This is a genomic window from Synechococcus sp. Nb3U1, from assembly GCF_021533835.1.
Classification (GTDB): Bacteria; Cyanobacteriota; Cyanobacteriia; order Thermostichales; family Thermostichaceae; genus Thermostichus.
The window spans coordinates 178,747-202,560 of sequence record NZ_JAKFYQ010000001.1; the positions used below are offsets into that span (position 1 = coordinate 178,747).

General features: G+C 51.2%; 17 protein-coding genes and 1 pseudogene. 11 read left to right on the forward strand and 7 right to left on the reverse strand.

The window, feature by feature from the left end:
* The first annotated feature begins 218 nt into the window (after nt 1-218).
* From L1047_RS00800 to L1047_RS00810, 3 genes are all read left to right on the forward strand, one after another.
* Complete coding sequence (locus L1047_RS00800) at nt 219-1,448, forward strand: AI-2E family transporter (RefSeq protein ID WP_328286016.1); 1,230 nt, start codon at nt 219-221, stop codon at nt 1,446-1,448.
* Entirely contained in the window at nt 1,449-2,999 is a 1,551-nt protein-coding gene (locus L1047_RS00805; RefSeq protein ID WP_235276701.1) for a cobyric acid synthase, read from the forward strand.
* Nucleotides 3,000-3,384: 385 nt separating this feature from the next.
* Nucleotides 3,385-3,576, forward strand: a complete 192-nt coding sequence (locus L1047_RS00810; protein ID WP_235276702.1) for a hypothetical protein — start codon at nt 3,385-3,387, stop codon at nt 3,574-3,576.
* 486 nt (nt 3,577-4,062) lie between these two features.
* Here the strand turns inward: L1047_RS00810 and L1047_RS00815 are convergent, their stop codons facing one another.
* Nucleotides 4,063-6,084 carry an EAL domain-containing protein gene (locus tag L1047_RS00815; protein WP_328286017.1) on the reverse strand — a complete coding sequence of 674 codons (2,022 nt, stop codon included), beginning with the start codon at nt 6,082-6,084 and terminating at the stop codon, nt 4,063-4,065.
* 617 nt (nt 6,085-6,701) lie between these two features.
* Between L1047_RS00815 and L1047_RS00820 the strand changes: the two genes are divergently transcribed.
* The 6 genes and pseudogenes from L1047_RS00820 (at nt 6,702) to L1047_RS00845 (ending at nt 14,963) form a co-directional block, all read left to right on the forward strand.
* Nucleotides 6,702-7,196 carry a lasso peptide biosynthesis B2 protein gene (locus L1047_RS00820; protein WP_235276705.1) on the forward strand — a complete coding sequence of 165 codons (495 nt, stop codon included), beginning with the start codon at nt 6,702-6,704 and terminating at the stop codon, nt 7,194-7,196.
* Nucleotides 7,193-9,211: a lasso peptide isopeptide bond-forming cyclase gene (locus L1047_RS00825; RefSeq protein ID WP_235276706.1), complete on the forward strand. Its 2,019-nt coding sequence runs from the start codon at nt 7,193-7,195 to the stop codon at nt 9,209-9,211. Before L1047_RS00820 ends, L1047_RS00825 begins: the two co-directional genes overlap by 4 nt.
* 581 nt (nt 9,212-9,792) lie before the next feature.
* Nucleotides 9,793-10,770 carry a hypothetical protein gene (locus L1047_RS00830; protein ID WP_235276707.1) on the forward strand — a complete coding sequence of 326 codons (978 nt, stop codon included), beginning with the start codon at nt 9,793-9,795 and terminating at the stop codon, nt 10,768-10,770.
* A gap of 37 nt (nt 10,771-10,807) precedes the next feature.
* Nucleotides 10,808-12,598: an ABC transporter ATP-binding protein gene (locus L1047_RS00835; protein ID WP_235276708.1), complete on the forward strand. Its 1,791-nt coding sequence runs from the start codon at nt 10,808-10,810 to the stop codon at nt 12,596-12,598.
* 11 nt (nt 12,599-12,609) lie between these two features.
* Nucleotides 12,610-13,794, forward strand: a complete 1,185-nt coding sequence (locus L1047_RS00840; RefSeq protein ID WP_235276709.1) for a nucleotidyltransferase domain-containing protein — start codon at nt 12,610-12,612, stop codon at nt 13,792-13,794.
* A gap of 55 nt (nt 13,795-13,849) precedes the next feature.
* Nucleotides 13,850-14,963 (forward strand): annotated as a pseudogene (locus L1047_RS00845) (S-(hydroxymethyl)glutathione dehydrogenase/class III alcohol dehydrogenase).
* An 80-nt stretch (nt 14,964-15,043) separates the two neighbouring features.
* On the opposite strand, the gene tpiA reads toward L1047_RS00845, so the two are convergent.
* From tpiA to L1047_RS00860, 3 genes are all read right to left on the reverse strand, one after another.
* Nucleotides 15,044-15,808 carry a triose-phosphate isomerase gene (gene tpiA, locus L1047_RS00850; protein WP_235276710.1) on the reverse strand — a complete coding sequence of 255 codons (765 nt, stop codon included), beginning with the start codon at nt 15,806-15,808 and terminating at the stop codon, nt 15,044-15,046.
* A 160-nt stretch (nt 15,809-15,968) separates the two neighbouring features.
* On the reverse strand, nt 15,969-16,664 hold the full coding sequence (locus L1047_RS00855) for a hypothetical protein (protein WP_235276711.1): 696 nt from the start codon (nt 16,662-16,664) through the stop codon (nt 15,969-15,971).
* 84 nt (nt 16,665-16,748) lie between these two features.
* Nucleotides 16,749-17,453, reverse strand: coding sequence for a HEAT repeat domain-containing protein (locus L1047_RS00860; RefSeq protein ID WP_235276712.1), 705 nt, complete (start codon nt 17,451-17,453; stop codon nt 16,749-16,751).
* A gap of 223 nt (nt 17,454-17,676) precedes the next feature.
* Here L1047_RS00860 and L1047_RS00865 point away from each other — a divergent pair, with 223 nt between their 5' ends.
* A complete protein-coding gene (locus L1047_RS00865; protein ID WP_235276713.1) occupies nt 17,677-18,576 on the forward strand; it encodes a hypothetical protein in 900 nt (299 codons plus the stop codon).
* Nucleotides 18,577-18,718: 142 nt separating this feature from the next.
* Here the strand turns inward: L1047_RS00865 and L1047_RS00870 are convergent, their stop codons facing one another.
* Nucleotides 18,719-19,276, reverse strand: a complete 558-nt coding sequence (locus tag L1047_RS00870) for a hypothetical protein (protein WP_235276714.1) — start codon at nt 19,274-19,276, stop codon at nt 18,719-18,721.
* Between the two features lie 343 nt (nt 19,277-19,619).
* Here L1047_RS00870 and L1047_RS00875 point away from each other — a divergent pair, with 343 nt between their 5' ends.
* Nucleotides 19,620-20,531 carry a hypothetical protein gene (locus L1047_RS00875; RefSeq protein ID WP_235276715.1) on the forward strand — a complete coding sequence of 304 codons (912 nt, stop codon included), beginning with the start codon at nt 19,620-19,622 and terminating at the stop codon, nt 20,529-20,531.
* 61 nt (nt 20,532-20,592) lie between these two features.
* Here L1047_RS00875 and L1047_RS00880 read toward each other — a convergent pair whose 3' ends face one another.
* Together L1047_RS00880 and arsJ are read right to left on the reverse strand one after the other, a co-directional pair.
* On the reverse strand, nt 20,593-22,224 hold the full coding sequence (locus L1047_RS00880) for an alpha-D-glucose phosphate-specific phosphoglucomutase (protein ID WP_235276716.1): 1,632 nt from the start codon (nt 22,222-22,224) through the stop codon (nt 20,593-20,595).
* Nucleotides 22,225-22,300: 76 nt separating this feature from the next.
* A complete protein-coding gene (arsJ, locus tag L1047_RS00885; RefSeq protein WP_235276718.1) occupies nt 22,301-23,587 on the reverse strand; it encodes an organoarsenical effux MFS transporter ArsJ in 1,287 nt (428 codons plus the stop codon).
* Nucleotides 23,588-23,814 lie beyond the last annotated feature (227 nt).

The window sequence follows — 23,814 nt, forward strand, 5'->3', positions numbered from 1 at the left end:
TTGGGGTCTGGTTTCGAGAACATTCGGCAGGTACAGAAACAGGTATAGAAGAGGGATGGAAGACTGAGCGGTCCTCTGAGGGGTCTCTACTCCGAATGGGGGATCTTGACTTGCTGGGGGCAATTGGCAAGTCGACCCGTACAAAGCCAGGATGTTATGAGTGCCTACTACTGCAGCAGGATTCTTCAGAGCCAAGCGGAATGATGAGCCGACGACAATTGACGATCTCTGTGTCTTCAGTGGCCCTAGTGGTGGCGACGGGGATGCTGCTTCTGTTGTTGTGGCAACTGCGAAGCCTGGTGCTGACAGTGATGATCGCAGTGGTGGTGGCCGCGGCGCTGGCTCCCCTGGTGGATATGGCGGAGCGGATGCGGATCCCTCGCTGGCTAGCGGTGGTGGTAGTGTATCTGAGCCTGATTGCCGGGATCACAGGGTTGGCTCTGTTGATCGGCCCGACGGTAGTGACCCAGACCGAACGGTTGCTGGTGAAATTGCCCTCTTATCTAGAGCGGTTGCAGTTGCTGGTGGATACCTGGATTACGGATCTGGCAGGGGTGGATCCGGCGGTGATCGACTATTTGAATCAGGTACTCAACCCACAATCCATCACAGCGTGGGCGATTCGCTCTGGGCAACAGTTGTTGGTGCAATCCTATGACTTCACGCGGGGCTTACTGGGGGCGTTGCTGACCACCTTGCTGACGATTTTTATCTCTGGCTACATGTTGGTGAGCGGTTCTGGCCTGATTCAGGGTTTGGTGGAGCTGTTTCCGTACCCTTGGAATGAGCGGTTGGCCCAACAGGTGCACCCGATGGCCCAGCGGATGGGGGGCTATATCCAGGGTCGCGTGCTGGTTTCCGCCATTTTGGGGGTGATGATCACCGTCTCGTTGCGCTTTTTGGGCCTGTCGGAGTTTGCTATCGCCTTGGGGGTAATTGCCGGATTTACCAACCTCATCCCCTTCATTGGGCCAGTGCTGGGATCCCTGCCTGCTCTGGTGGTGGCGATTGTGCAAGGAGGCTGGACCTTCTTGTGGGTGCTGATCCTCTATGTAGCCATCCAAAACCTGGAAACCTACGTATTGGATCCCCTGTTGGTGGGATCCTCTGTGCGGGTGAAACCCCTGTACCAGTTGTTGGCGGTGTTAGGGGGTACGCAGTTATTGGGTATCATCGGGGCGGTGATTGTTCCTCCTTGGGTGGCGGGTGCGGCAGTGCTGCTAGAAAATCTCTACCTGAAGCCTAAGCAGGAGGCAGAAACCCAAGCGAAATTGCATCCGGATCCCTCCCATCCGTATGCCTCTGCCCCGCCAGCCTCAGCCGGTAATGGTCATCTGGTCTCGGAACAGGATGTCCAAGGAGCTGGATTTGAAGAGATCCCTGCAGTCAGTCCTGGTTCTCAGGAGTCTGAGGAAGCTGATCTACCCCTTTCGGGGCGCAAAGGCTGAATGAATGTGTGTGAGGGATCCTTGGTGGCCCATCCACATCAGCAGGCCCTAGGCCAGTCCTTAATGGTGGTAGGAACTTCCTCCCATGTGGGCAAGACACTGCTGGTGACGGCTCTGTGCCGCATTCTCAAAAGAGCGGGGAAAAGGGTTGCCCCCTTCAAGGCTCAAAATATGTCTCTCAATGCCTACGTGACTGCCGAGGGCAAAGAGATCGCCTACGCGCAGGCCCTGCAAGCCTGGGCATCTGGGATCCCGCCTGCGGTGGAAATGAACCCGATCCTCCTCAAACCACAGGGGAACCTCACTTCCCAAGTGATCTTGAATGGGGTAGCAACAGGCACCTACCGAGCCGGAGAATATTACGAACGCTGGTTTGAACCCGGCTGGCAAGCTGTGACCGCAGCCCTGGCCCACCTACAACACTATTACGACTGGATTATCTGTGAGGGAGCAGGTAGTCCGGCAGAAGTCAACCTCAAACATCGGGATCTGGTGAACATGCGAGTCGCCTTGCATCTGGGATCCCCCACTTGGTTGGTAGCAGATATCGACCGCGGCGGGGCCTTAGCCCATGTGGTGGGTACACTCCAACTGCTGGAGCCAAAAGAACGCGCTTTGATCCGGGGCATTGTGATCAACAAATTTCGGGGTTCCCGAGAACTCTTGCAGCCGGGGCTGGATTGGCTAGAAAACTACACAGGGATCCCTGTGGTTGGGGTCTTACCTTGGCTAGATTTGGCTCTGCCCCAGGAAGATTCCCTGGGGATCGAAGCCATGAGTCGGGCCCAGCCACAACTCTTAGAAGATCGGCGAGAAAGTGTCAGTCAGAGGGCTTTGAGCGGATCCCAGTTGGAGATCGCCGTGATTCGTTTGCCCAAGATCGCCAATTTCTCGGATTTTGACCCTCTAGTGGCGGAGCCAAGTGTTCGTCTGCGTTGGGTGCACCCCGGTGAGGCATTGGGATCCCCGGATGTCGTCATTCTACCCGGCAGCAAAACCACCCTTGCAGATCTATTCACCCTCGCAAAGACAGGCTTGGCCGACCAACTGCGTCAGTACTCCGGGCAGATTGTCGGCATTTGCGGCGGTCTACAGATGTTGGGGGAAAAGATCACGGATCCCGAGGGAATAGAAGGAGTTGCGGGTACCTATCCTGGGCTGGGGTTTCTCCCCCTGACAACGATCCTCGAACCCATCAAAGTTACACAGCAGATCCAGACCCATATTCAATGGCCTACCCAGGCTCCCATCCTGGGTTACGAAATTCACCAGGGATCCACTCAGGCACATCCTGCTGGCTGTCTATCTCTGTTCGAGCGAGAGAACTTAGGTTGGCGGGATCCGTCCGGTCGGGTTTGGGGCAGCTACCTACACGGCCTCTTCGACAACCACCTTTGGCGACGGCAATGGCTCAACCAACTCAGACGACAAAAAAATTGGGATCCCTTGCCAGAACTGGAAGGCCATTACTCTCAGCAACGGGAGCAACTGCTAGAACACTTGGCGGATCTGTGGCAACCCCATCTGGAGTTGAGCCTGTTTTCGGGGTGAATGCCGCAAACAGAGGGTTGACCCTAGCTTTCGCGATCTGAAAAAACTTACGGGAGCAGAAAACCTTGTTCATCGAAGACTGCAATGCATCAACCCGGAAAACATGATTTAATAATCTTAACAAAACTTAAATAAGAGTCTAAAGGATTACTATGTTTCCATAAAGAGCAGCTAATACTGTGAAGTTTGCGGCGAGAAAATTGGCATTACTACTGTTTTTCGCGGAGTGGCACAGACCTTGTTGATACTTCTGACTGGAATTGGCAGTAGTCATTATTACTGGTTTGTCTCCATCCCAGAGGTTTTCAGAGCCAACGTCATGAATAATGCTTAGAATAAAACTGAACGGTAAAAATTGCATTTGTTTATGGAGAAAGTAATATCTTTGGCTATCACCCTGAAAGAAAGTGTCTGTAGCCAACTCAGTCAGTGGGCCAAAGAGCAGGGGCTTGTTCTTTCTTCTGAAGAGCCAATTGCGCAGGAGGCTCTTGCTACTGTTGTCAGTCATCTGATCCAACAGGTTTTGGCTGAGGATCCCTATCATCGGGGTGATGGCTTGGGAAAAGCGCCAGCCTGAGTTTGGTTCATGAGCTCGCCATTCTCAGGCAGACCGTCGAAGCACTCAATCAGCGTGTAGCTCAACTTGAAGAGGCAGCCTTGTGTTCGTCCCAACCAGCTACCTCATCTGCTCTCATTTCCCCCCCGAGAGAAAAGTTCCCTTGCAAGCAAAGTTCCCCTCGCAACTCGGGTTCTGAGGGTACAGAGGCAGTTCTTTCTGATCTGTCTGAAAAGTGGCTGAGTACAGCCGATGCTTTTCGGGCGCTGGGAGGGGATCCTGAAGACCCCAACTCGACCATTTCCAGCCTGGATGGCACTCGGTCAGTTAGGTTCAACACCTTTCGCCTGTGGCAGTCTTCCGAGTCCTATGAGGCATTTGGGTTAGAACTCAACCGCCGTCGCCGTCTTAGCAAAAAGCCCTGCCTGCGTTTCTTGCCTCAAGAGATATCTACAGTCCATGCAGCTGGAGCTGACGGAGAATCCGCCTAGCCTTGCACCATCCCTCTCAAGCAGTTTTACGGGAGCGTCGCTTCTGCTTCCGAGGAGGAGGGGGAGAGGGCTGAACAAAAAGGTGCCGCACCAGATCACTGGGTAGGGGCTGATGAAAAAGGTAACCTTGGGCAAATTTGCAGCCTAATTCCTTAAGGCAAGCATATTGCTCCGAGGTTTCCACCCCTTCTGCAATCACCTGTAGATTTAAATCGTGAGCAAGGTTAATAATGGCTTGAATCAGCTCCTGACTTTGTTGGTCACCGTTCAGCTCCTGAATGAAGAAAGGATCTATCTTAAGAGCAGAAATGGGGAGTTGGTTGAGCTGATGTAAGGAGCAAAAGCCAGAGCCAAAGTTATCAACATTAAAGGTTATTTGCTTGGATTTAAGCTTCGCCAGTCTAAGTTGTGTCATTTTGCTAAACATCATCATCGTATCTTCGGTGATCTCCAACATCAGTTGGTTAGCGGGGAAATGCATCATGTCTAAAATTGAGGTTAGTCGTTGGACGAAATCCTCCTGTTCCAGTTGTAGAGGAGACAAATTCACGCACAGCGACAAGGGAGAGGAGGGCATGAAAACATCCTGCCACTGCAACACCTTTTGACAAGCTGTTTCCAGAACCCACCAGCCAATCTCTAAAGCCAAGCCAGAATGTTCGGCAATTCGCCAGAACTGACGGGGAGAAAGAAGACCCAGTCGTGGATGTTCCCATCTCAGCAGGGCTTCAAAGCCAATCAGCTTCTCTGAATCTAGTGAGAGAATGCCGTGGTAATACACCTTTAATTCTTGTCGATGGATTGCCTCTCTAAGCTCCAGAACTTCGTCATCCTCTAATTCAGGAGGATTGATGAATTCAATTTTTGTAGAATTCTGCTTCTGCTTTAGGGGCATTTGTTCTACTAGCGAGAGATTATTATCAGAACCTGGGGAGCTGTGGCGCACACCATTAGGCGACGGAGAAGATGAATTAGAAAATAGCTCTTCCTCGGAACTCACTATCGGCATTTCATTCAAGGGAACGGCAACTTCAAGTACCGTAACGTGCCCTCTGAGAACTGATTTTTCCGAAGAATCTCGATAGGCGGTCAAGTATTCTTGCACCAAAATGGCTTGCCCGGTCGAGCTGACCAGTCGATATCGCAAAGACTCACTTCGGTAATCAGTCGCTTCTAGATTTCTCTGGCCTTTCAGAACACCCAGCCTGGCTTGATGCACCCTTTGCCGATCTTCGGGATGAACAGCTTCATTCCAAAAAAGATGACTGGTCAAGTAGTGCTGCATAGGGTACCCCAGCAGAGACTCTATGGATTCACTGATACTGTTCAGCATCAGAGTTCGCCCATCTGCTTCCCATAGGATCCCTGGCAAGCTATTGAGCAGCTGGCCGTAGCTCTCTTGTAGCCTTTGCAGCTGAGTCTCACAGCGATGTCGCTGGATACCGACGCTAGCCAATTGAATGATCTCTTCGATCAGTTGCCAATTTTCTGAGTCGGGAGCCTCCTTGGAACTGCTGAACAAAGCCAAAAGCCCAACGACAGCCCCATCCTCATCCAAAGCAAAGATTGGAAAAACCCAGCAAGTAGATAATCCTGAGGAGATGGCCCAGTCCCAATGGCTCCAGGTCTGTTCTCCCTGTGGGATGTCCATTTGGATGATCGGTTCACCGTTCCTGTAGACAGTCCAGAAAATGTTGTTACAGGACACCTGAAGAGATTGGCGAAGTGCACGCTGGTAACTAGGGGGCAGATGTGGCGAGGGAATAGGATTTAGCGTTCCCCCCTCGCTTCCATTCTCATCTTCCAGGATCAACGCTCCCAAGACAGAAGGGATCCGGGTTTGGAGGACTTGGAGCAGGCTGTTGCTGAACTCCAGCAAAGGGATCCCTAGCGCGACCATGGCAGAAAGCTGGTCTAGCTCGTATAGGCTAGAGGACACCTCTTGGGCAACTTCTTGTGAGGAAGTAGAAAGGCCAGGGAGTACCTCTACTGTTGCTAGAAGCTTGAGAGGGGCTTTGGTTTGCTTAGGAGAGCGCATAAATTCTCAAGAGCATGAATACTTAGAGAAGAGAGAACAGAAAAACAGGTGGCTCCAGCCTAGACATGAACTTAAAACCTCAACTGTGTGCGAAGGCGACTCAGAACCTAACAGAGGTAAGCCTCGTCAGTAAATCAGTAGGCCACAATTCATCCCTCAACAACAGTCCGAGAAGAGCAATATCCCAGTTCAAGCTAGCTCAGTAAAAATACGGACAAGTTAAATGTGTAAGGCTTGCTACTTTTTGCATCTGTATTCAAGTTTAGTGGGAACAGCAACAGCCCATTCATTAAACATCTGTATTGCCACGTAATCTGACGGTACAGCTAGTATCTTAACAATAAATTTAGACAATTCTAAAGAAATAATTAAGAAAGATGGGACATAATTCTGATTGAGTTATAAAAGGCTCGTCAGCTTGCGTAGGATTACGGGCTAGGTCACTGGTGTCTGCGGTTAAGCGCAACTGGCTTAGTTGCCCTTCTCCAATTTGGTAAAGTCCGACAGGGCTATGGCGGGTTCAGAGGATTAGACGGGTTGCTTTGACTTTGGCGAATTCAGGGTCGAGCTTGTGATGGCTTCTTTCGCATCTGTTATGTCTGTGCTGTGGGGTAGAGATGGTTCGTGGGCTTCCTCAACACTTCATTTCTAAGGTTGCCAAGTGGCAATCTCTCTCTGCAACCGAGCAAGGACTCTTCTTGCAGGCGTTATTTCTTTTGGTAGGGGTTCGTTGTTTGCTCAAGCTACTCCCTTTCCGAATCTGGCGCTCCTTGCTACTGAAACTGACTACAACTCCGGTCAATCCCCCAGTCAATCCAAACAAAACGAAGGAAAGATGTAAGCAAGTGGAAGTTTCTCAGGTTATCCGGGCTGTCGAGCAATCAAGCCGGTTCATGCTGGGGGTGAAGTGTCTGGCTAGGGCGTTGACCACAGGAATCCTTCTGCAGCGCTATGGATTTGCTCCGGCACTGCAATTGGGGGTGAAGTTTGAACCTGCACGTGGATTTGTTGCCCATGCCTGGGTGGTCTGTAGCGGAAACGTGGTGATCGGGAAGTTGGTCGATCTAGAGCGGTACAACCTTCTGCCCTTACAGGAGGGGATCTTTCTATGAGCGGCATGGTGGGTCTTTGGGATTTTGAACGCGGACAAATTGAACCGCGACAACTGTGGGCCATGCTGGATCGGCTTGCCCATCGAGGGCCAGATGGCTTCGATATTTGGTGGAAGGATGGGATCGGCTTTGGCCACTGTGCGCTTTGGACAACGCCGGAGTCATTACATGAGGTGATGCCCCTTCAGGATCCCATGGGTCAGTTTGCAATTACGGCGGATGCTCGGATCGACAACCGAGAGGAACTCTATTCACTGTTGGGGTTAACGGGTTCTGAACGCGAAGAAGGAGATGGTTACCTCATTCTGCAGTCTTACCTCAAGTGGGGATCCCGTTGTCCAGAATACCTGCTGGGAGATTTTGCCTTTGCCATTTGGGATGAACCGCAACGACGGCTCTTCTGCGCCCGCGACCCTATGGGGGTTAAGCCTTTCTACTACAGTTACAAGCCTGGCTGTGGCTTTGCCATTGCGTCTGAAATCAAATCGCTGCTGATTTTACCTTGGGTTACAACGCATCTTAACGAGGAGCGTATCACCGATTACCTACTGGCAGAATTCGAGGATAAGGAGCACACCTTTTACCAGGACGTGTACCGATTGCCTCCGGCAACATCGATGTTAGTGAATGTCCAGGTTGGCCTCCGACAAGTCACTTATTGGAGCCTTGATCCTAGTCGAGAATTGCACCTGCCCAGCGACAGTGACTATGTGGATGCTTTTCGCAACCTTTTCCAGGAGGCAGTCGCTTGTCGCTTACGCAGCACGGGCCCCGTTGGATCCCATCTGAGCGGAGGTTTAGATTCGTCGTCCGTGACATGCATGGCCAAGAAGATACAGCCAAAGTTCGAACTACATACCTTCTCCAACGTGTTTGAATCCGTACATGTGTGTGATGAAAGGACGTACATTCAGGCGGTTTTGGAGGCAAGCGATTACACACCTCACTTTGTAGTTGCCGATCAACTGGGGCCACTTTCCGACTCAGAGTCCATCTACTCTTTTCATGACGAAGCTTACTATGGGCCAACTCATTTTTTGGTGTGGGGTTTGAACCGAGCTGTTCAGCAAACAGGGATCCGCGTTATTTTGGATGGCTTTGATGGAGATACAGTCCTTTCCCATGGCACAGGGTGGTTGCACGAATTGGCTCATCAGGGGGAATGGGAACCTTTTGCAAAAGAAGTCTCGGCTCTAGCGAGTGGATCCAAAGGTCAGTGCCAGCTTTTTCAAACCTTTGGTGCTCCACACTTGCAAGAATTGGCACGAAACAATCATTGGCGTAGTTTTTCAAGTCATGCACAATATATCTCCAAGCTCCTATCGGTTTCGCTAGTCGGATTGTGGCTGCGTTGTGGCTTAAAGCCTTTATTACCCGATTTTGCAAAAGAGCAATGGCTTTACTGGCGGACAGGCGAGCATTCAGACCGCTGGTGGGATCATCAACTTTTTAACTCAGTGCGTATCAATAACAAATACCTAGGTCGACAACTCGAAAAACTTAGGCAGAAAGAAGCTCTCCCAGCCGTAAGCGAGCGCCAACAACATGCTCATATGCTTACTACAGGTTTAGTTCCTTCTATGTTGGAGATCATCGATCTATCAGCTGCTGCTTGCTCCTTGGAAGCTCGGCATCCATTTTTTGATCGTCGCTTAGTCGAGTTTTGCTTGGCACTTCCACCCCAACAGAAACTTAATCAGGGTTGGACGCGCCGTATTCTTAGACGATCAATGCATGGCATATTGCCGGAAAAGGTGAGGCTAAGGCGCAGCAAGTCAAATATGGAGCCATCCTTTACCTATGGGTTATGCCAGGTCAACCGCAAGGAGCTAGTTGAGATTCTCACCAGCAAAGCCACTGATCAACCTGAGCAACTCAGCTCATCTTTCATTCCAACTTTGCTTGACATTCTAAGAAGAAAGGATGGATCCCTTAATCCATCCGAGACATTGGTAACATGGAAGATCAGCAATCTTCTAGCTTGGCATAGAATAAGCAGGAAAAGATATATTTGAGACATTGAAATATGATAAATACTGTTGAATTTATATCTTATTAATGTTAAATTAGAACCGTAAGTTTCGCCTTTTTGGAGGTCATTTATGAAGCAAGAATGGGTTTCCCCTTCTTTTTTGAAGCATGGTTCCTTCTCTGAGCTAACCCAGCTTTTTGGCAATGCAGGCTCTGATGTCTTGACTGGTCCTGGGGGCGTTGTAGTAGCTAATGGTGATAATTCTATTAGTGCCTGTGCCCAGATCAAGGGAGTTTGTATCTAGGTAGTTGGGTTAGCCTTAGAGATCTCTGGAGGGTCCTGGATCAGGGGCAAGAAATCTTGCCCCTTTCTCTGAATAACCATCCAAAAGAAAGTAAGTTATGCCTAATGAGAAAAATGTGGAAAACCCCTGTTCTTGGAAAATTTGGATCCTTGTCTAACTTAACTCAGGCCTTAAATCCGAGAGGTACAAGTGATTTATTGCTTGGCCCAGACTCCATCCTTATCGCTGTAGGTAACTTGTCCAATGATGCATGTCTTGTTGGGAATAGGTTAATTCCCGTTAAAGAGTGTATTTAAGTGTATTTATTAGTGGTGATGTGAATGGCTATCTATGTTGCTTACGGACTGCGAATCAAGTCCGATATTCCTTTTCCTGAACTGGCTAATGGCGAGCTGAATGACATTGATGCTCTGGCTCCTGATGTTTGCATTGAATTTGGAGAAATAGACTGGGAGAAAGTGAAAAAAGATCAGGAAAATTGCTCTCAGTCTATCTGTGGAATACTTAAGGATGGGATCCCTCTGGGTGACTTTTGGGTAAGTGGAGGGAAGTTGATTCGAGTTCAGCCTCTGCCCGGAATTGAGTTAGAGTTCATTCGCCCAATTATTATGGGGCCATTGATTTCAGCCTTGCTACGTCAGCGAGGTTTTTTGGTACTTCATGCTAGTAGTGTTCTCTTGGGAGAATCGGCCTTTGTATTCATGGGCCACTCAGGAGCAGGCAAATCTACTTTAGTAACAGCTTTGAATCAGCAAGGATACCCTCTAATTACAGATGATGTAACGGCGATACACTGGGATCCTGTTAAAGCAAACTGGCAAGTAACGGCAGGTTATCCATATGTTCGCCTGTTGCCAGATTCAGCGAAGCATTTGGGTTATAGTTTTGAAGATCTACCACGGATTCACTCCTTTGCATTGAAACGCAATAAAGCCTTGCAGGAGGGTTTTGCTCAGCGTTGTGTTCCCGTGGGTAAAATCTATAGTTTTGATCACGACTTTGTCTCGAAAACGTGGATTGAACCTCTCAGTCATCAGGCAGCAGTTATAGATCTAATTCAGTACACAAGGGCTAGCCACTTACTTCGGGATCCGGAGAACTTACGAACTCATCTTGAACAATGTACCCGTTTAGCAAAGCAGGTTAGGATCGCTCGTCTACATCGTCATCGTTCGTTGGAGTATTTACCTAACTTAATCTCTGATTTGGAAGTGGAGGCAGGACTTTCTACAACCCAGAAAGCTGCGACATCCAATTTGACAGAGTTCCAGACAAATCTTTCTATAATGTCAGTTTGAGCGCAAAATTATTGTTGGTGAAAGAGTGAGTGAATTCATGGCCCGACTAAAAAGGCTCCTCCAGGCATTCCAAATCTTAACCGCAGCAGCAGGCAAGTGGACTTGGGTTTGGCTGGGGTTATTGCTCTGGCAAGGGCTTCTCCCGGTTGGTACTGTTTATTTAACGAAGGCACTAGTGGATGGCTTGGTAGTTGCATTGCCTTTGGGAACTCAAGGGATCCCTTTACTGATAGAGCCAGTAGCAGGAATGGCGAGCCTGTTGCTACTTGGGGAATTAGGGCAATCAGCATTAGGTTGGGTGAGGGCTTATCAAGCGGAACGGGTCAAGGACTATATCAACCTACTCATTCATCGCCAATCGACCCACCTGGATCTTGGCTTCTACGAGACCCCCGACTATCACGATCAACTGCATCAAGCTCGAGGTGAGGCTAGCCAGAGGTCATTGGCTCTTTTAGAAAGCTGGGGACAACTGTTACAGAATGGGATGAGTTTCTTAAGCATGTTTGTTGTGCTCAGCACCTACGCGCTTTGGTTGCCGATGTTGCTACTGATTGGAACACTCCCGGCCTTCTACGTTCTACTGGTGTTTAATCGTCAGCACTATCGTTGGTGGAAAGAGACGACACCTGCGCGGCGATGGACTGAATACTATGATCTGATGCTCACTCAGAAGGTTGTGGCTGCTGAAATTCGAATTTTTAATCTCGGGGAGCATTTCACCAATATTTACCAGTCCATTCGCAAAACACTTAGGCAACAAAGGCTGCGCTTACTACGCAATCAAAGTTTGGGTCGTCTGGGGGCTTCTGCTTTAGGGTTAGGTGTTTCTGGAACTGCGATGACATGGATGTTTTGGCGCAGCTTACAAGGCTTGGCTAGTCTTGGGGATTTAGCCCTGTTTTACCAGGCATTTAATCGCGGACAGACGTTGATGCGGTCTTTACTCGGCAGCCTCAGCGAAATACATCAGAGTGGACTATTTTTAGAGAATCTCTTTGCTTTTCTACAATTGAAACCTCAATTACAAGATCCTGAAAAGCCGAAATCAATACCGCCAAAATTAGAAGTGGGCATTGAGCTTAAAGGAGTTTACTTCCGTTATCCTGGAACTGAAATTTGGGCACTAGAAAATCTTGACTTATTTCTGCCAGCGGGAAGATTTACAGCAATAGTTGGAGATAATGGCGCAGGCAAAACTACACTTATTAAATTGCTTTGTCGATTCTATCAACCTGAGAAAGGTCACATTCTGCTAGACAAATTTGAATTGGAAGAATTTTCTATTGAAGAGATTCGAAGAATGATTACTGTTTTATTCCAATGGCCAGTTAACTATCAGGCCACAGCTACAGAAAACATTGTCATGGGAGATCTCAATAGTCCTGTTGAGGAAGAAAGAGTTCGTGGGGCTGCTGTCATGGCAGGAGCAGAGGAAATCATTCATCGGTTGCATCAGGGATACGATACTCTTTTAGGAACTGCTTTTGTTAAAGGAACAGATCTCAGCGGCGGTGAGTGGCAACGGATTGCCCTAGCAAGAGCGTTTTACCGACAGGCCCCAATCATACTTTTAGATGAGCCGACTAGTGCATTGGATCCCTGGGCTGAATTGGAGTGGGTAAGTCGTTTCCGCAAAGTTAGTGAGGGAAAGACATCGCTACTGATTACACACAGGCTAAATCTGGCTCGTCATGCAGATTTAATCTATGTGATGCGTAAGGGGAAAATTTTAGAGTCAGGATCCCACAACGAACTATTAGCTAGCTCAGGATCCTATGCGCACTCCTGGAAAGCACAATTGCAACATCAACCTATTGCCATTTAGGGATCCAATAAATGTTAATCTCTGGCAATTACCAATTGAGCCCAGAAGCAAGGCTATTGCTTTCAGCATTACGTAAGACATTAAATTGGCCACATCAACAGCAGGTAGAGCATCAACTTGACCAGGTGGGTAATTATAATTCCGAACACCTGCTCAATCTGGCAATCAGAAACGGAGTAGAAGCGCTCCTTGAGGTTGGGTGGCAAACTGACGATCTGCCCGAATGGCGGATAAATCTGAGAGCATTTCTAAACCGGAAAAGGCTTCAGAATCTTAGCTTGCTTGGGGAATTCCTCCAACTGCAATATCGATGCCAAAAGGAAGGGATCCCGATCCTTGGCTTCAAAGGCCCCATCTTGGCACATCAACTTTTTGGGGATGTTGCGAAACGTAGCTATTGTGATCTTGACATCTTAGTAGAAGAAAAAAACCTGAATCGATTGACTGAATTACTACAAACCTGGGGATATCAGGCACGACAGATTACAGAATTTATCGAAAATGGAGACCGCTATTTCGTAGATCCAACCAGGAGATATTCTATCGATCTACATTCAGCCCTGACTCCAAGTTACTACCCGATTCCAATTGATTATACAAAGCTATGGAAAGAATTAATTTGGATTGATCTTCAGGGTAACTCTGTATTAGCCTTAACACCAGAGACACTTCTTATTTTACTTTGTATTCATGGCACCAAGGATAATTGGCAGCAATTAAAGTGGATTTGTGACATCTCCCAACTGCTGACAAGTTTCCCGGAGCTAAACTGGAGCTATATCCATGAACTAACCAATGACTTTCGGACTTCTCGGGCTCTAGATTTAGGTTTAAACCTTTGCGAGGAAGTTTTTGGATCATCTGACTTGATTCCAAAGATGCTTGGGTCTAGATCCAATCTTTTCAGCCTTTTACAGAAGCATCTGACTTGCTGTATCATAAGTCGTTTCTTTTCTGACTCAAGTCAGCCACCTGGCCTTTTAGAGAATCTGTTATTTTGCTGTATACGTGGACATGTATACCCGTTTCGGCGCTGGCTAGAGAAGAGAATACTACCTAACGAACTTGATAAGTCTTGGTTTAGGGAAATAAAATTTTTAAATCAAAAATCTATCTTTTGGATATCGGGAACACTATCACTTCTGATAAGGCCAATACGACTAATTATTAAAACATCCCGCAAACTTTTAATTTAGCCCATAGAACCCCGTAAGATTATCCAGCATCAGTACTCAAGGGGGATCCCATTCAATGGAGGTACGGGCGGCAGTGGCTTGGAAAGCCGGGGATCCTCTTAGCCTTGAGATCGTGCACCTAGAAGGCCCAAAGGCGGGCGAAGTTTTGGTTGAGATCAAAGCCACAGGTGTATGTCACACCGATGCGTATAACCTTATCTGGGGCGGATCCCGAGGGGCTGTTTCCGGCCATTTTGGGCCATGAAGGAGCAGGTGTAGTGGTTGAGGTAGGGCCAGAGGTGCAGAGCCTGCAGCCCGGTGACCATGTAATCCCGCTGTATACACCGGAATGCCGCCAGTGCAAGTTTTGCTTGAGTGGTAAGACCAACCTTTGTCAAGCGATTCGCATCACCCAAGGTAAGGGGCTGATGCCAGATGGAAGTAGCCGCTTTTCTCATCAGGGCAAAATACTACACCACTATATGGGCACCTCCACCTTCGCCAACTTTACTGTTTTGCCGGAGATCGCGGTCGCCAAAATTCGAGAGGATGCCCCTTTTGAAAAGGTATGTTTGATCGGCTGTGGGGTCACAACCGGCATCGGAGCGGTGATCAATAAGGCCAAAGTGGAGCCGGGATCCAATGTCGTGGTATTCGGTTTGGGGGGGATCGGACTGAATGTCATCCAGGCTGCCCGTATGGTCGGTGCCAACCAGATCATCGGTGTGGATCTCAACCCCAGCAAAAAGCCTCTGGCGGAGAAATTCGGCATGACCCACTTCGTCAACCCGAAAGCGGTGGAAGGGGATTTAGTGGCCCATTTGGTGGAACTAACCGATGGCGGTGCTGACTACTACAGTTTTGAGTGTATTGGCAATGTGCAGGTAATGCGCCAGGCGCTGGAATGTTGCCACAAGGGTTGGGGGGTGAGTGTAATCATCGGTGTGGCTGGGGCTGGGCAAGAAATCAGTACCCGACCGTTTCAGTTGGTGACTGGGCGAGTTTGGAAAGGAACAGCCTTTGGTGGGGCCAAAGGACGCCGCGATGTGCCCAAAATTGTGGATTGGTACATGAACGGCAAAATTGCCATCGACGAGATGATCACCCATGTGGTGCCTCTAGAGCACATCAACGATGCCTTCGACTACATGCACAAAGGCGAATCCATTCGTACCGTGGTCACGTTTTGAGGGCTAGAAAGCTGGCATCCTGCTGTTCAAAAAACTTGAGGATCTGGGGATCCTGCTCCTGACATCGCAATTGAATTGCTCTAAGCTGTGGCTAAGGCTTGGTAGTTGGCAATCCGGGCAAACTCTTTCGGCTCCAGGCTGGCTCCCCCCACCAAAACCCCGTCAATCTGCGGTTGAGCCATGATCTCGTCGATGTTGCTGGCTTTTACAGAGCCCCCATACTGAATGGGTAGTTGCGCTTGGCCCACGTGTTGCCGAATCAACCCAATCACACGGTTAGCCTCCTGAGCTGCACAGGTCTCTCCGGTGCCAATCGCCCAAATCGGCTCGTAAGCGATGACCAAACGCTCTAGATCAATACCGACTAAGCCGCGATCCAATTGCCCAAAAATCCAGGATTCCGTTAGCCCTTGATCCCGTTGTTGCTTGCTTTCCCCTACACACAAGATGGGAATGAGGCCGTGCCGTTGCGCTGCCATTAGACGTTGGTTCACGGTTGCATCGCTCTCACCAAAATACTGCCGCCGTTCACTGTGGCCGACGATCACATACTTCACCCCTAATTCCACTAGCATTGGGCCAGAAATTTCCCCCGTGAAGGCCCCCTGATCTTCCCAATGGAGGTTTTGCGCACCCACCGCTATGCCGGATCTCTGGGTTTGCTCCACCACCAAAGCTAGGTCTGTAAATGGCACACACAGAATCACCTGTCGCTCTGATACTGTTCGCGTCGGCGGGACGGAGGGCGACGACTGTAGGGCTACTCCAAACTCTCGGAGAAACTCACGGGCCTGAGCCTGAGTCTTGTGCATTTTCCAGTTGCCAGCGATGAGGATGGGGCGCAAGAGGGGATCCTCCGTAGGGGACAGTGAAGAAAAGGGATCCCACCAACAAACAAAAAGCAGTGGCAGTGGAATGACGCGGATCCCAAGCTTCTGTTTTTTCGTATGTCACAGTGTATCAGCAAGCGGTAACGGGATCCTGCTAAGCCTATCTGAGTAAGCGTTAGACCTCTTGGTTAGCTTCCTGTTCCAGGCTCGCGGCCAGAGCAGCCATGCAGTCTTGCCAAGGGGATCCCTGCTCTAGGTGTTGAACCACAATTGCATAGGTTTCAGGATGGGCTTGTAACAGCGCTTGGCTCTGGCGCAGAAATCGATTCAGTTGGGCTTTCAATTTTGCGGAGGTGACCCAAGGGTGAGCGGAGGGGATCCCTGACAACAGCCGAATCACCTGCTGCCGATCCTGAGCATCCCCATCGGCATGGCCATAATGCAACGTTTCTGCGGCTGCCCCCGCCATCCAGAAGGTGCCGTAGCGATCCACATCTCCCCAAGGGATCCCCCCTTGAGCCTGCCAGCATCGGATAGGAGCCTGATCCAACTCCACCCCGCCATAGCCAGGGATCCCCCGACGAAAGGCTTGCCACGGGTTGAGCACATACCCCACCAACGGGATCCCAAGCAGATAAGCCACCACCATATGCCCCGCCTCGTGACGAATGACCCGTTGCCGATATTGCGGCGAAGCCCAATCCAGCCAAGCTCCCAATAGACCAGACAGCCGCCCACCCAAAGCCACCTGCTCCAGGATCAGCAGCGCCACCCCAGCCACCCAAGGCAATGCTACCCGTGGCCCTAGTACCGTGGAAACTACCAAAGCCGCCACCATCAAAGCGGCACGAGTCACACCCGCCTCCGACATTCCAGCCTCACTCCAACTTTTTCCCAGCCTAGCCAGAGCCAGGGATCCCTTTCCCGATGCAGAACTGTGAAAGCCAATTGGTCTTCAGTCCAGTGAGCCTTTATTTTGCAAGCGGCGTAAAGAGTCTAGAGCTGCGGCTGCCACACTATCATGCGGATCTTTGGAGAGGTAGTTGAGGGCAGAGAGGCTCTTGGCAGAGGGTAAATTCCCTAAAGCTTGTGCCAGCCGTTGCCGTACCAGCCAATCTTCGGATTGGGCAAATTCTAGAATCCGATCCAATGCCCGCAAATCCCCCACCTCCCCTAACGCAGCGATAGCCGCCTGCTGCAGCAACACCTCTGGGGCATCCAAAGCTCGCACCAACACTTCATAAGCGCGGGGATCCTTCAGGTTGCCCAAGGCCACTGCTGCACTAAAGCGTACCAGCCATTCCACATCTTCATAAAAAGCCCGCACCAAAGCCTCAAAAGCCCGCGGATCCTCCAAATATCCAAGGGCACCCGCAGCATCGGCGCGGATCCCGTAGTCCGGATCCTGAGTCAAAATTTCCAGTAGCTTAGGCAGCGAGGCTTCTGTCTGCTTCACCCCTAGGGCAAAAACCGCAAAAGAGCGTACCTGGAGATTTTCATCATCCACCACCTGCAAAATCAGAGGCACCGCATCTTCATCGGGAACCTCTCGCAAATGGGCCAGTGCCACCATGCGGTCAGCAGGCCGTTGGCTGCGCAGTTGCTGGGCAATCTGTTGCAAGCGCGCCGGGTTGACGGGATCCAAGGCAGATGCAGGCATAATCTTAATAATTGTTTACACCCTCTCAGTATGACAGATTTCCGTTTGGCTTGGCTGGGTATGGGGACAGAGGGATTCCTATCCCTTATTCTTGAGACCAATCTAGGGCTTATTCCAGTTGTGGAAAAAGGGCCACACCTTAGCCCCGTCAGAGGGATTTTGGGTATTTTAGGTAGAGAAGGTGCCCTAAGCTCAAGGGCACAAGGCACGAGGCTCTTTCCCGATGGTCTTTATGCTGAAATCTTTACCGACTCGCCAACTGTCCTGTCTTGCTATCGGCCTACTGTCGGCAGGAGGGATGTTGTTTTTGGTTCCTCGTTTGCCCCTGGCTTTGGCCAACGAACGGGCGGTTCCCGAAGCCGAACTGGCGATTCAGCCCCTTTTGCCCCAGGGATCCCGTCTAATAAGCTCCCGCCGATTGAGGGAAAGAGAAGCCGAGATTTGGGTGGAATCTCGCGGTGGAGCCAGCCCCGTGATCATGCGGCTGAATGCCTCAGGCACTTGGGAACAGGATATGAGCGCCACCTTGGCCCGTGGAGCCAGCCAAATGCAAACTCTGGCTCAGCAACAAACGATGAATTTGCCTGCTGGTTTTGGCCAGACCGCGCCGGATCAGCCTGCTCCTCCCCCGGTGCCCTCTCTGTTGCAAACCACCCAAGCTGCTTCTAGCTTGATTCCACCTGTGGATCGAGAGCAAGAAACCCAGCGGGCCTTGAGTGGAGCGGGTCGTGTGGATCCCTTTGTGCCCCAAAATATTCGCACCCCTGAACCGGAAATTGCCCTGCCGCCTTTGCCGCCACCCCCGGTTTTGCCTCCCCTTGGAGATGGCAATGGCAATGGCGCACCAGTCGCTGTGGCCACTCCGGTTCCCACCCCTACTCCGGATCCGGCTGCATTTGCTCGCAGTGTGCAGGTTTCTGGCATTCTGCAAATCGGGGGAGAATCGTTTGCCCTCATCTCCGGCCCGGGTACTGTGCCTTCCGTGGTACAGGCTGGACAGGATTATCAAACGGCCAATGTGGCAGGTGTCTCGGCCCGGGAGCGCCGGGTGGTACTCTCAGAGGGGGGAGAAAACGTGGTGAAGACGATGGAAGATACGACGGTGATTGTCGGTGCCCCCTAAGCCGAACTTGTTTGTCATAACTTTGTACCATTGGAAGTGCCGTTAGAAGGTCGGATTCCTTCTCTGGGGTTTGGCCTTTTTTATTGCGAGTTTTTTATTACGAATTTATTGTGAATTTATTGTGATTGAGCGGGATCCCGGACTAAAAGTTAGATTCACTGTTCAGGCGAGGCGGTTGCTGCTTCAGGTGGCGGAGAAACTCCCTAAGCTCCGCATCGGTTAATTGGTGGCGGGATTTTTTGTGAAAGCGCTTTTCCAAGAATTCTCGCCCTTCTTTGGCACTCCAGCCGATGCGCTGCAGTTCCACATCTGTTTGGGCAATGATATCGGAAAGATCATCCATATCTGTTCCAGATTCCATCAACCCCGGCAGTCTTGAGGAGGGAGTAGGGGTTGTTTGAATAGGGGCTGGAATGGGCTCAGGGGGAATCGGCAGGGAGCTTGTGTGTCCGTTGGCTAAATCGGGATTTGGCAGATAAGCAGCTCTTCCAGATGGCTCTATTCCCAAACCCAGGGGCGTTGAGGGGCGACCCAAACCCGCGTGGTTCAAAGCACGTTTGATCGCGGCATCTTCAGCTTCTTCAACCGTATTGGATCCAGCGATACCACTGCCCAACACTGTGTTGTTCACCATCACCTGCGCCTTGACGATGTAAATCCCCTCTTCCACACGCAACAGATCCGTGAGCAAACTGCCCATGGGGTATCGATCTCGAAAGTGTTGAATCATGTCTGTGCCAGTAGAGGAACCGTGTCAAAGTCTGCAAATCGGCAACTGCATTGGCTACAACCTAACCCGAAGAATAACCGCTTGAGAAGAGAAGTTGAACAGGACTTCTCTGGGCATCCTCTAGAGAGTTTCAATTAGAGAGTCTCAAGGAGGACAGAAGGTATATGTTCTGTTTATCCAATTTATCCAATTCGCAATGCCCAGGGTAGCAAGGTTATGCTACTGCTAGGGATCCAGTTACAAATGATGCTCCAAGTAGCTGGCTTGGAAGAACTGATCTATCATCAGCGCACAGAAGGCATTACGGGGAAATATGGCTAGCGATACCACCGGAGCCAGCTCGGCTAGTTTGGGGCAGGCGGCTATCCGAGAACGCAATTATGGCACCGCCTTACAGCTGCTCCGACGTGCCTACCGCGGGGATCCCAGCGCAGAAAATGCCCGTTGGCTAGCCACCGCCTATGAGGAGGCTGGGTACACCCAATTGGCTTCTCTGTACCGGGAGTTATCCCAGGAGCGCAAAGAGATTCAGTTTCAAGCACCTAAGCCCCCTAGCACTCTTGAGCAGCTCAAGCAACTGCCCGCCGAGCCGCCGGATCGCAAAACTATTCCCCTGCCGCAGCCGATCCCTCGCCCTACTCCCCCACCTACCCCCTCGGACCAGCCGATCTGGGTGTATAAACCCACCCCTATCGACCCCAAAAGCATCAGCCGACAGACCCCGCTGCGCCCTCAAAAAACAGAGTCTGCTGTTTCCCCTGAGAAATCCGGCGAGGGATCAACCTATTTACCGGTTCAACATGCTCCGGATCTAAACAACCCGCAGCAGGGATCCCCTTTTGCGCGGCGACTGAACCAACTGCATCGGCAATTCAAGGATGAACCCACGGCTGAGCTGGCCCTGCAGCTGGCGGAAGCCTACGACGAGCAGAACAACCTCAAAGAGGCACAACGCTATTACCGCGAGGTGTTGGATCGGGATCAATCGCTGCTGCTGCGACCGATGGTGCAGGAGCGTCTGGAGGAGCTGCGGCAAATTCAGGATCCGACGGCAGATCTCTCGGTACAAAATTTGCTCAAGTTGGGAGCGAAGTTGGAACAAGATGGGGAAGTGGCCCGCGCTGAGCAGGTTTACCGCAAGATCCTGAAAATGGATGCCCCTCTTGATGCCCATGCTGCCGCCCGCAAAGGATTGAACCGGCTTTATCCAGATGGCAAACGGTGAAGTTTGCTCAGCTTTGTGGGGGAATCGTTGGGCTGGATCCAGTCATGGGTGTTGGTTAGGGTCAGGTTATAACATCCGGTTGCTGACGGCCTGTGCGGGCCCGGATCTGGGCCAGATGATCCGCCAGTTGAATGTGTTCGGCCAAGGCTGTTTGCGGATCCAACCCATGGTTGGCGGGATCCGGCTCAAATTGCTCCAGATAAACCCGTAGCGTTGCTCCTTGGGTGCCCGTTCCCGAAAGACGATAGACAATGCGCGAGCCATTTTCAAAGCCAATGCGGATCCCCTGTTTGCTGCTGGTGCTGCCATCGATAGGGTCGGTATAGCTGAAATCGTCGGCATAGGCAACGGTTTGGGATCCCAAGGGCTTCCCAACCAAGCCCGGCAAGGTGAGACGCAGGTTTTCCACTAGGTCTTGGGCGGCCACCACATCAATGCCCTCGTAATCGTGGCGGGAGTAGACATTGCGCCCGTAGGTATGCCAGTGTTCTTGGACGATCTGTTGCACCGTTTGTCGCCGCGCCGCCAGGATATTCAGCCAAAACAGCACCGCCCAGAGGCCATCTTTTTCCCGCACATGGTTCGAGCCGGTGCCAAAACTTTCTTCGCCACAGAGGGTGGCTTTGCCCGCATCCAGCAGGTTGCCGAAGAATTTCCAGCCGGTAGGGGTTTCATAACAAGGGATCCCCAGCTTAGCCGCCACCCGATCTGCTGCCTGACTGGTGGGCATAGAGCGGGCAATCCCGGCCAATCCCTCCCGATACCCCGGCACCCAGTGGGCATTGGCCGCCAGTACCGCCAAACTGTCGCTGGGGGTCACGTAGAACTTGCGCCCCAAGATCATGTTGCGATCCCCATCCCCGTCGGAGGCGGCGCCAAAATCGGGGCCATTCTCCCCAAACAGCAGCTCCACCAGCTCATGGGCATAAACTAGGTTCGGATCCGGGTGGCCACCGCCAAAGTCGGGCAGGGGCTGGCCATGGATGACGCTCCCCGCCGGTGCCCCCAGGGATCCCTGTAAAATGGCGCGGGCATAGGGGCCGGTCACGGCGTGCATGGCATCGAAGGCAATTCGGAGCCCGGAGGCCAAATAATCGTGGATTAGGTCGAAATCAAACAGGTGCTCCATCAGCTCGCGGTAGTCGGTGACCGAGTCGATCACCCTGACTTTTAGGGATCCCAGGCTTTGCTCCCCTAGGCGATCTAGATCCACATCTGGTGCTTCCAGAATGCGGTACTGCTCGATCTGCTGGGTACGGGCGTAGATGGCTTCGGTAACTTTCTCGGGAGCAGGGCCACCGTTGCCGATGTTGTACTTAATGCCGAAGTCGCCCTCGGGGCCGCCGGGGTTGTGGCTGGCGGAGAGGATGATCCCCCCGTAAGCCCCATATTTGCGAATGATGCAGGAAACCGCCGGGGTGGAGAGGATCCCACCCTGGCCCACTAGCACACGTCCAATGCCATTGGCTGCCGCCATCTTGAGCAGGATCTGAATCGCTTCGCGGTTGTAGTAGCGCCCATCCCCGCCCACGACTAAGGTTTGTCCAGCGGATCCCTCTAAGACATCAAAAATGGATTGAACAAAGTTTTCCAGGTAGTGGGGCTGCTGAAACACCTTCACCTGCTTGCGCAGGCCAGAGGTGCCTGGTTTTTGGCCGGAAAAAGGGGTGGTGGAAACGGTGCGGAAGCTCATAGGTTGCGGGGAATTCTGCTCGCCCCTCCACTATCTCATCTGAGTTCTCGTCTGAGTTGTCTGAGCAGTTCTCTTCTCAATCCCCTGGCTTGACCACCCACTTCACCGGCCCTTTGGTCGGATCCGGCAATTTCAGGGAGAAGATCCCTGCTGCCAAGATCAAAATTGTGGAAAACCAAAGGCAGCCCTGCAAGCCATAGAACTGGAAGATCAAGCCGGAGGTCACCGTGCCCAGGAGCCGCCCACCGGAGTTGGCCATGTAGTAAAAGCCCACATTCAAGGCCACATCGTCATCTTCTGTATAGGCCAGCACCAGGTAGGAATGCACCGCCGAATTGAAGGCAAAGACGATCCCGAACAGGATCAAGCCGCCGGTGATCACCAGTTCAGGAGCCAGACCCGCCATAAAGGCCGTGGCGATGATCGCTGGCACCACCGTCAGCACAAAAGTCCAAATCTGAATGGTACGGGCTTTGGGAGCCCGTCCGGGGCGATTGCTCCCCAACAGTTGCGGGGCGAGAAATTGCACGATGCCATAGCCGATCACCCAGGTGGCCATGTAGGTGCCTACCTGCATAAATGTCCAGCCGAGGCTGTCGTAGAGAAATACGGGCAAGGCCACCACAAACCACACATCCCGCGATCCAAACAGGAAAAAGCGGGCCGCCGAGAGGATGTTGATCTCTTTGCTTTTGGAAAACAGTTGTTTAAAGGGGATCTTGGCCTTAACTTTGCCCATATCAGCAGGCAGTAAAATCCCGGAACAAAAGATTAAAGCCAGAGCGCCTGCCTGCACAAAGTTAGCGATGCGAAACCCCATGATTTCGCCATACAGTTCCCCAAATACCTGCAATAGCGCTGCCCCCACGAAGAACCCTACCCCCTTGAGGGCATTTTTGGATCCCGTCAACATCGCTACCCAACGAAATAGCCGTGATTCGGCTTCTTTGGGCACCACCAACCGGATGGCACTTTTAGAACTCATCTTGGTGAGATCTTTGGCGATCCCGGCAAAAGCCTGGGCCACCATTACATAGGTAACCTGACCCCAAATCGGCCATTGCATATTCAATACACCCAGCATGACCAAGCCAAAAATTTGCAGGGCAATACCACCATAAAGAGTGAGCCGCAGGCCAAACAGGGATCCAATCCAACCGCCCAGAAAGTTGGTTACGACCCCAAAGATTTCGTAGAAAAGAAACAAGGTAGCAATTTGAATCGGGGTAAACCCCAACTTGTGGAAGTGCAAAAGCACTAACATGCGGATCGCCCCATCGGTGATGGTGAATCCCCAGTAGGCGGCGGTGATCAGCGCGTAGTTGCGGAGCGGAGCTTGCTGGGCCGCGGGAGCTGTGGTCATGGTGCGTTCTCCAGAGATTTCAAAAGGGATTGCAAAGTTCTTCCCAATCAGATCTCAATCAGATCTCAGGTCTCAACTAATGCAACTTCTATGGGAGTTAGATTAGACAGGGTTAGCTGAGTATCATCTTACTTTTTTTGTAAACTGATGCCGACTTCCCGAGAAAGACTCCTCAATATCTCAACATCAAATATCTCAACAAATATCTCAACATCAAGTGACTTCAG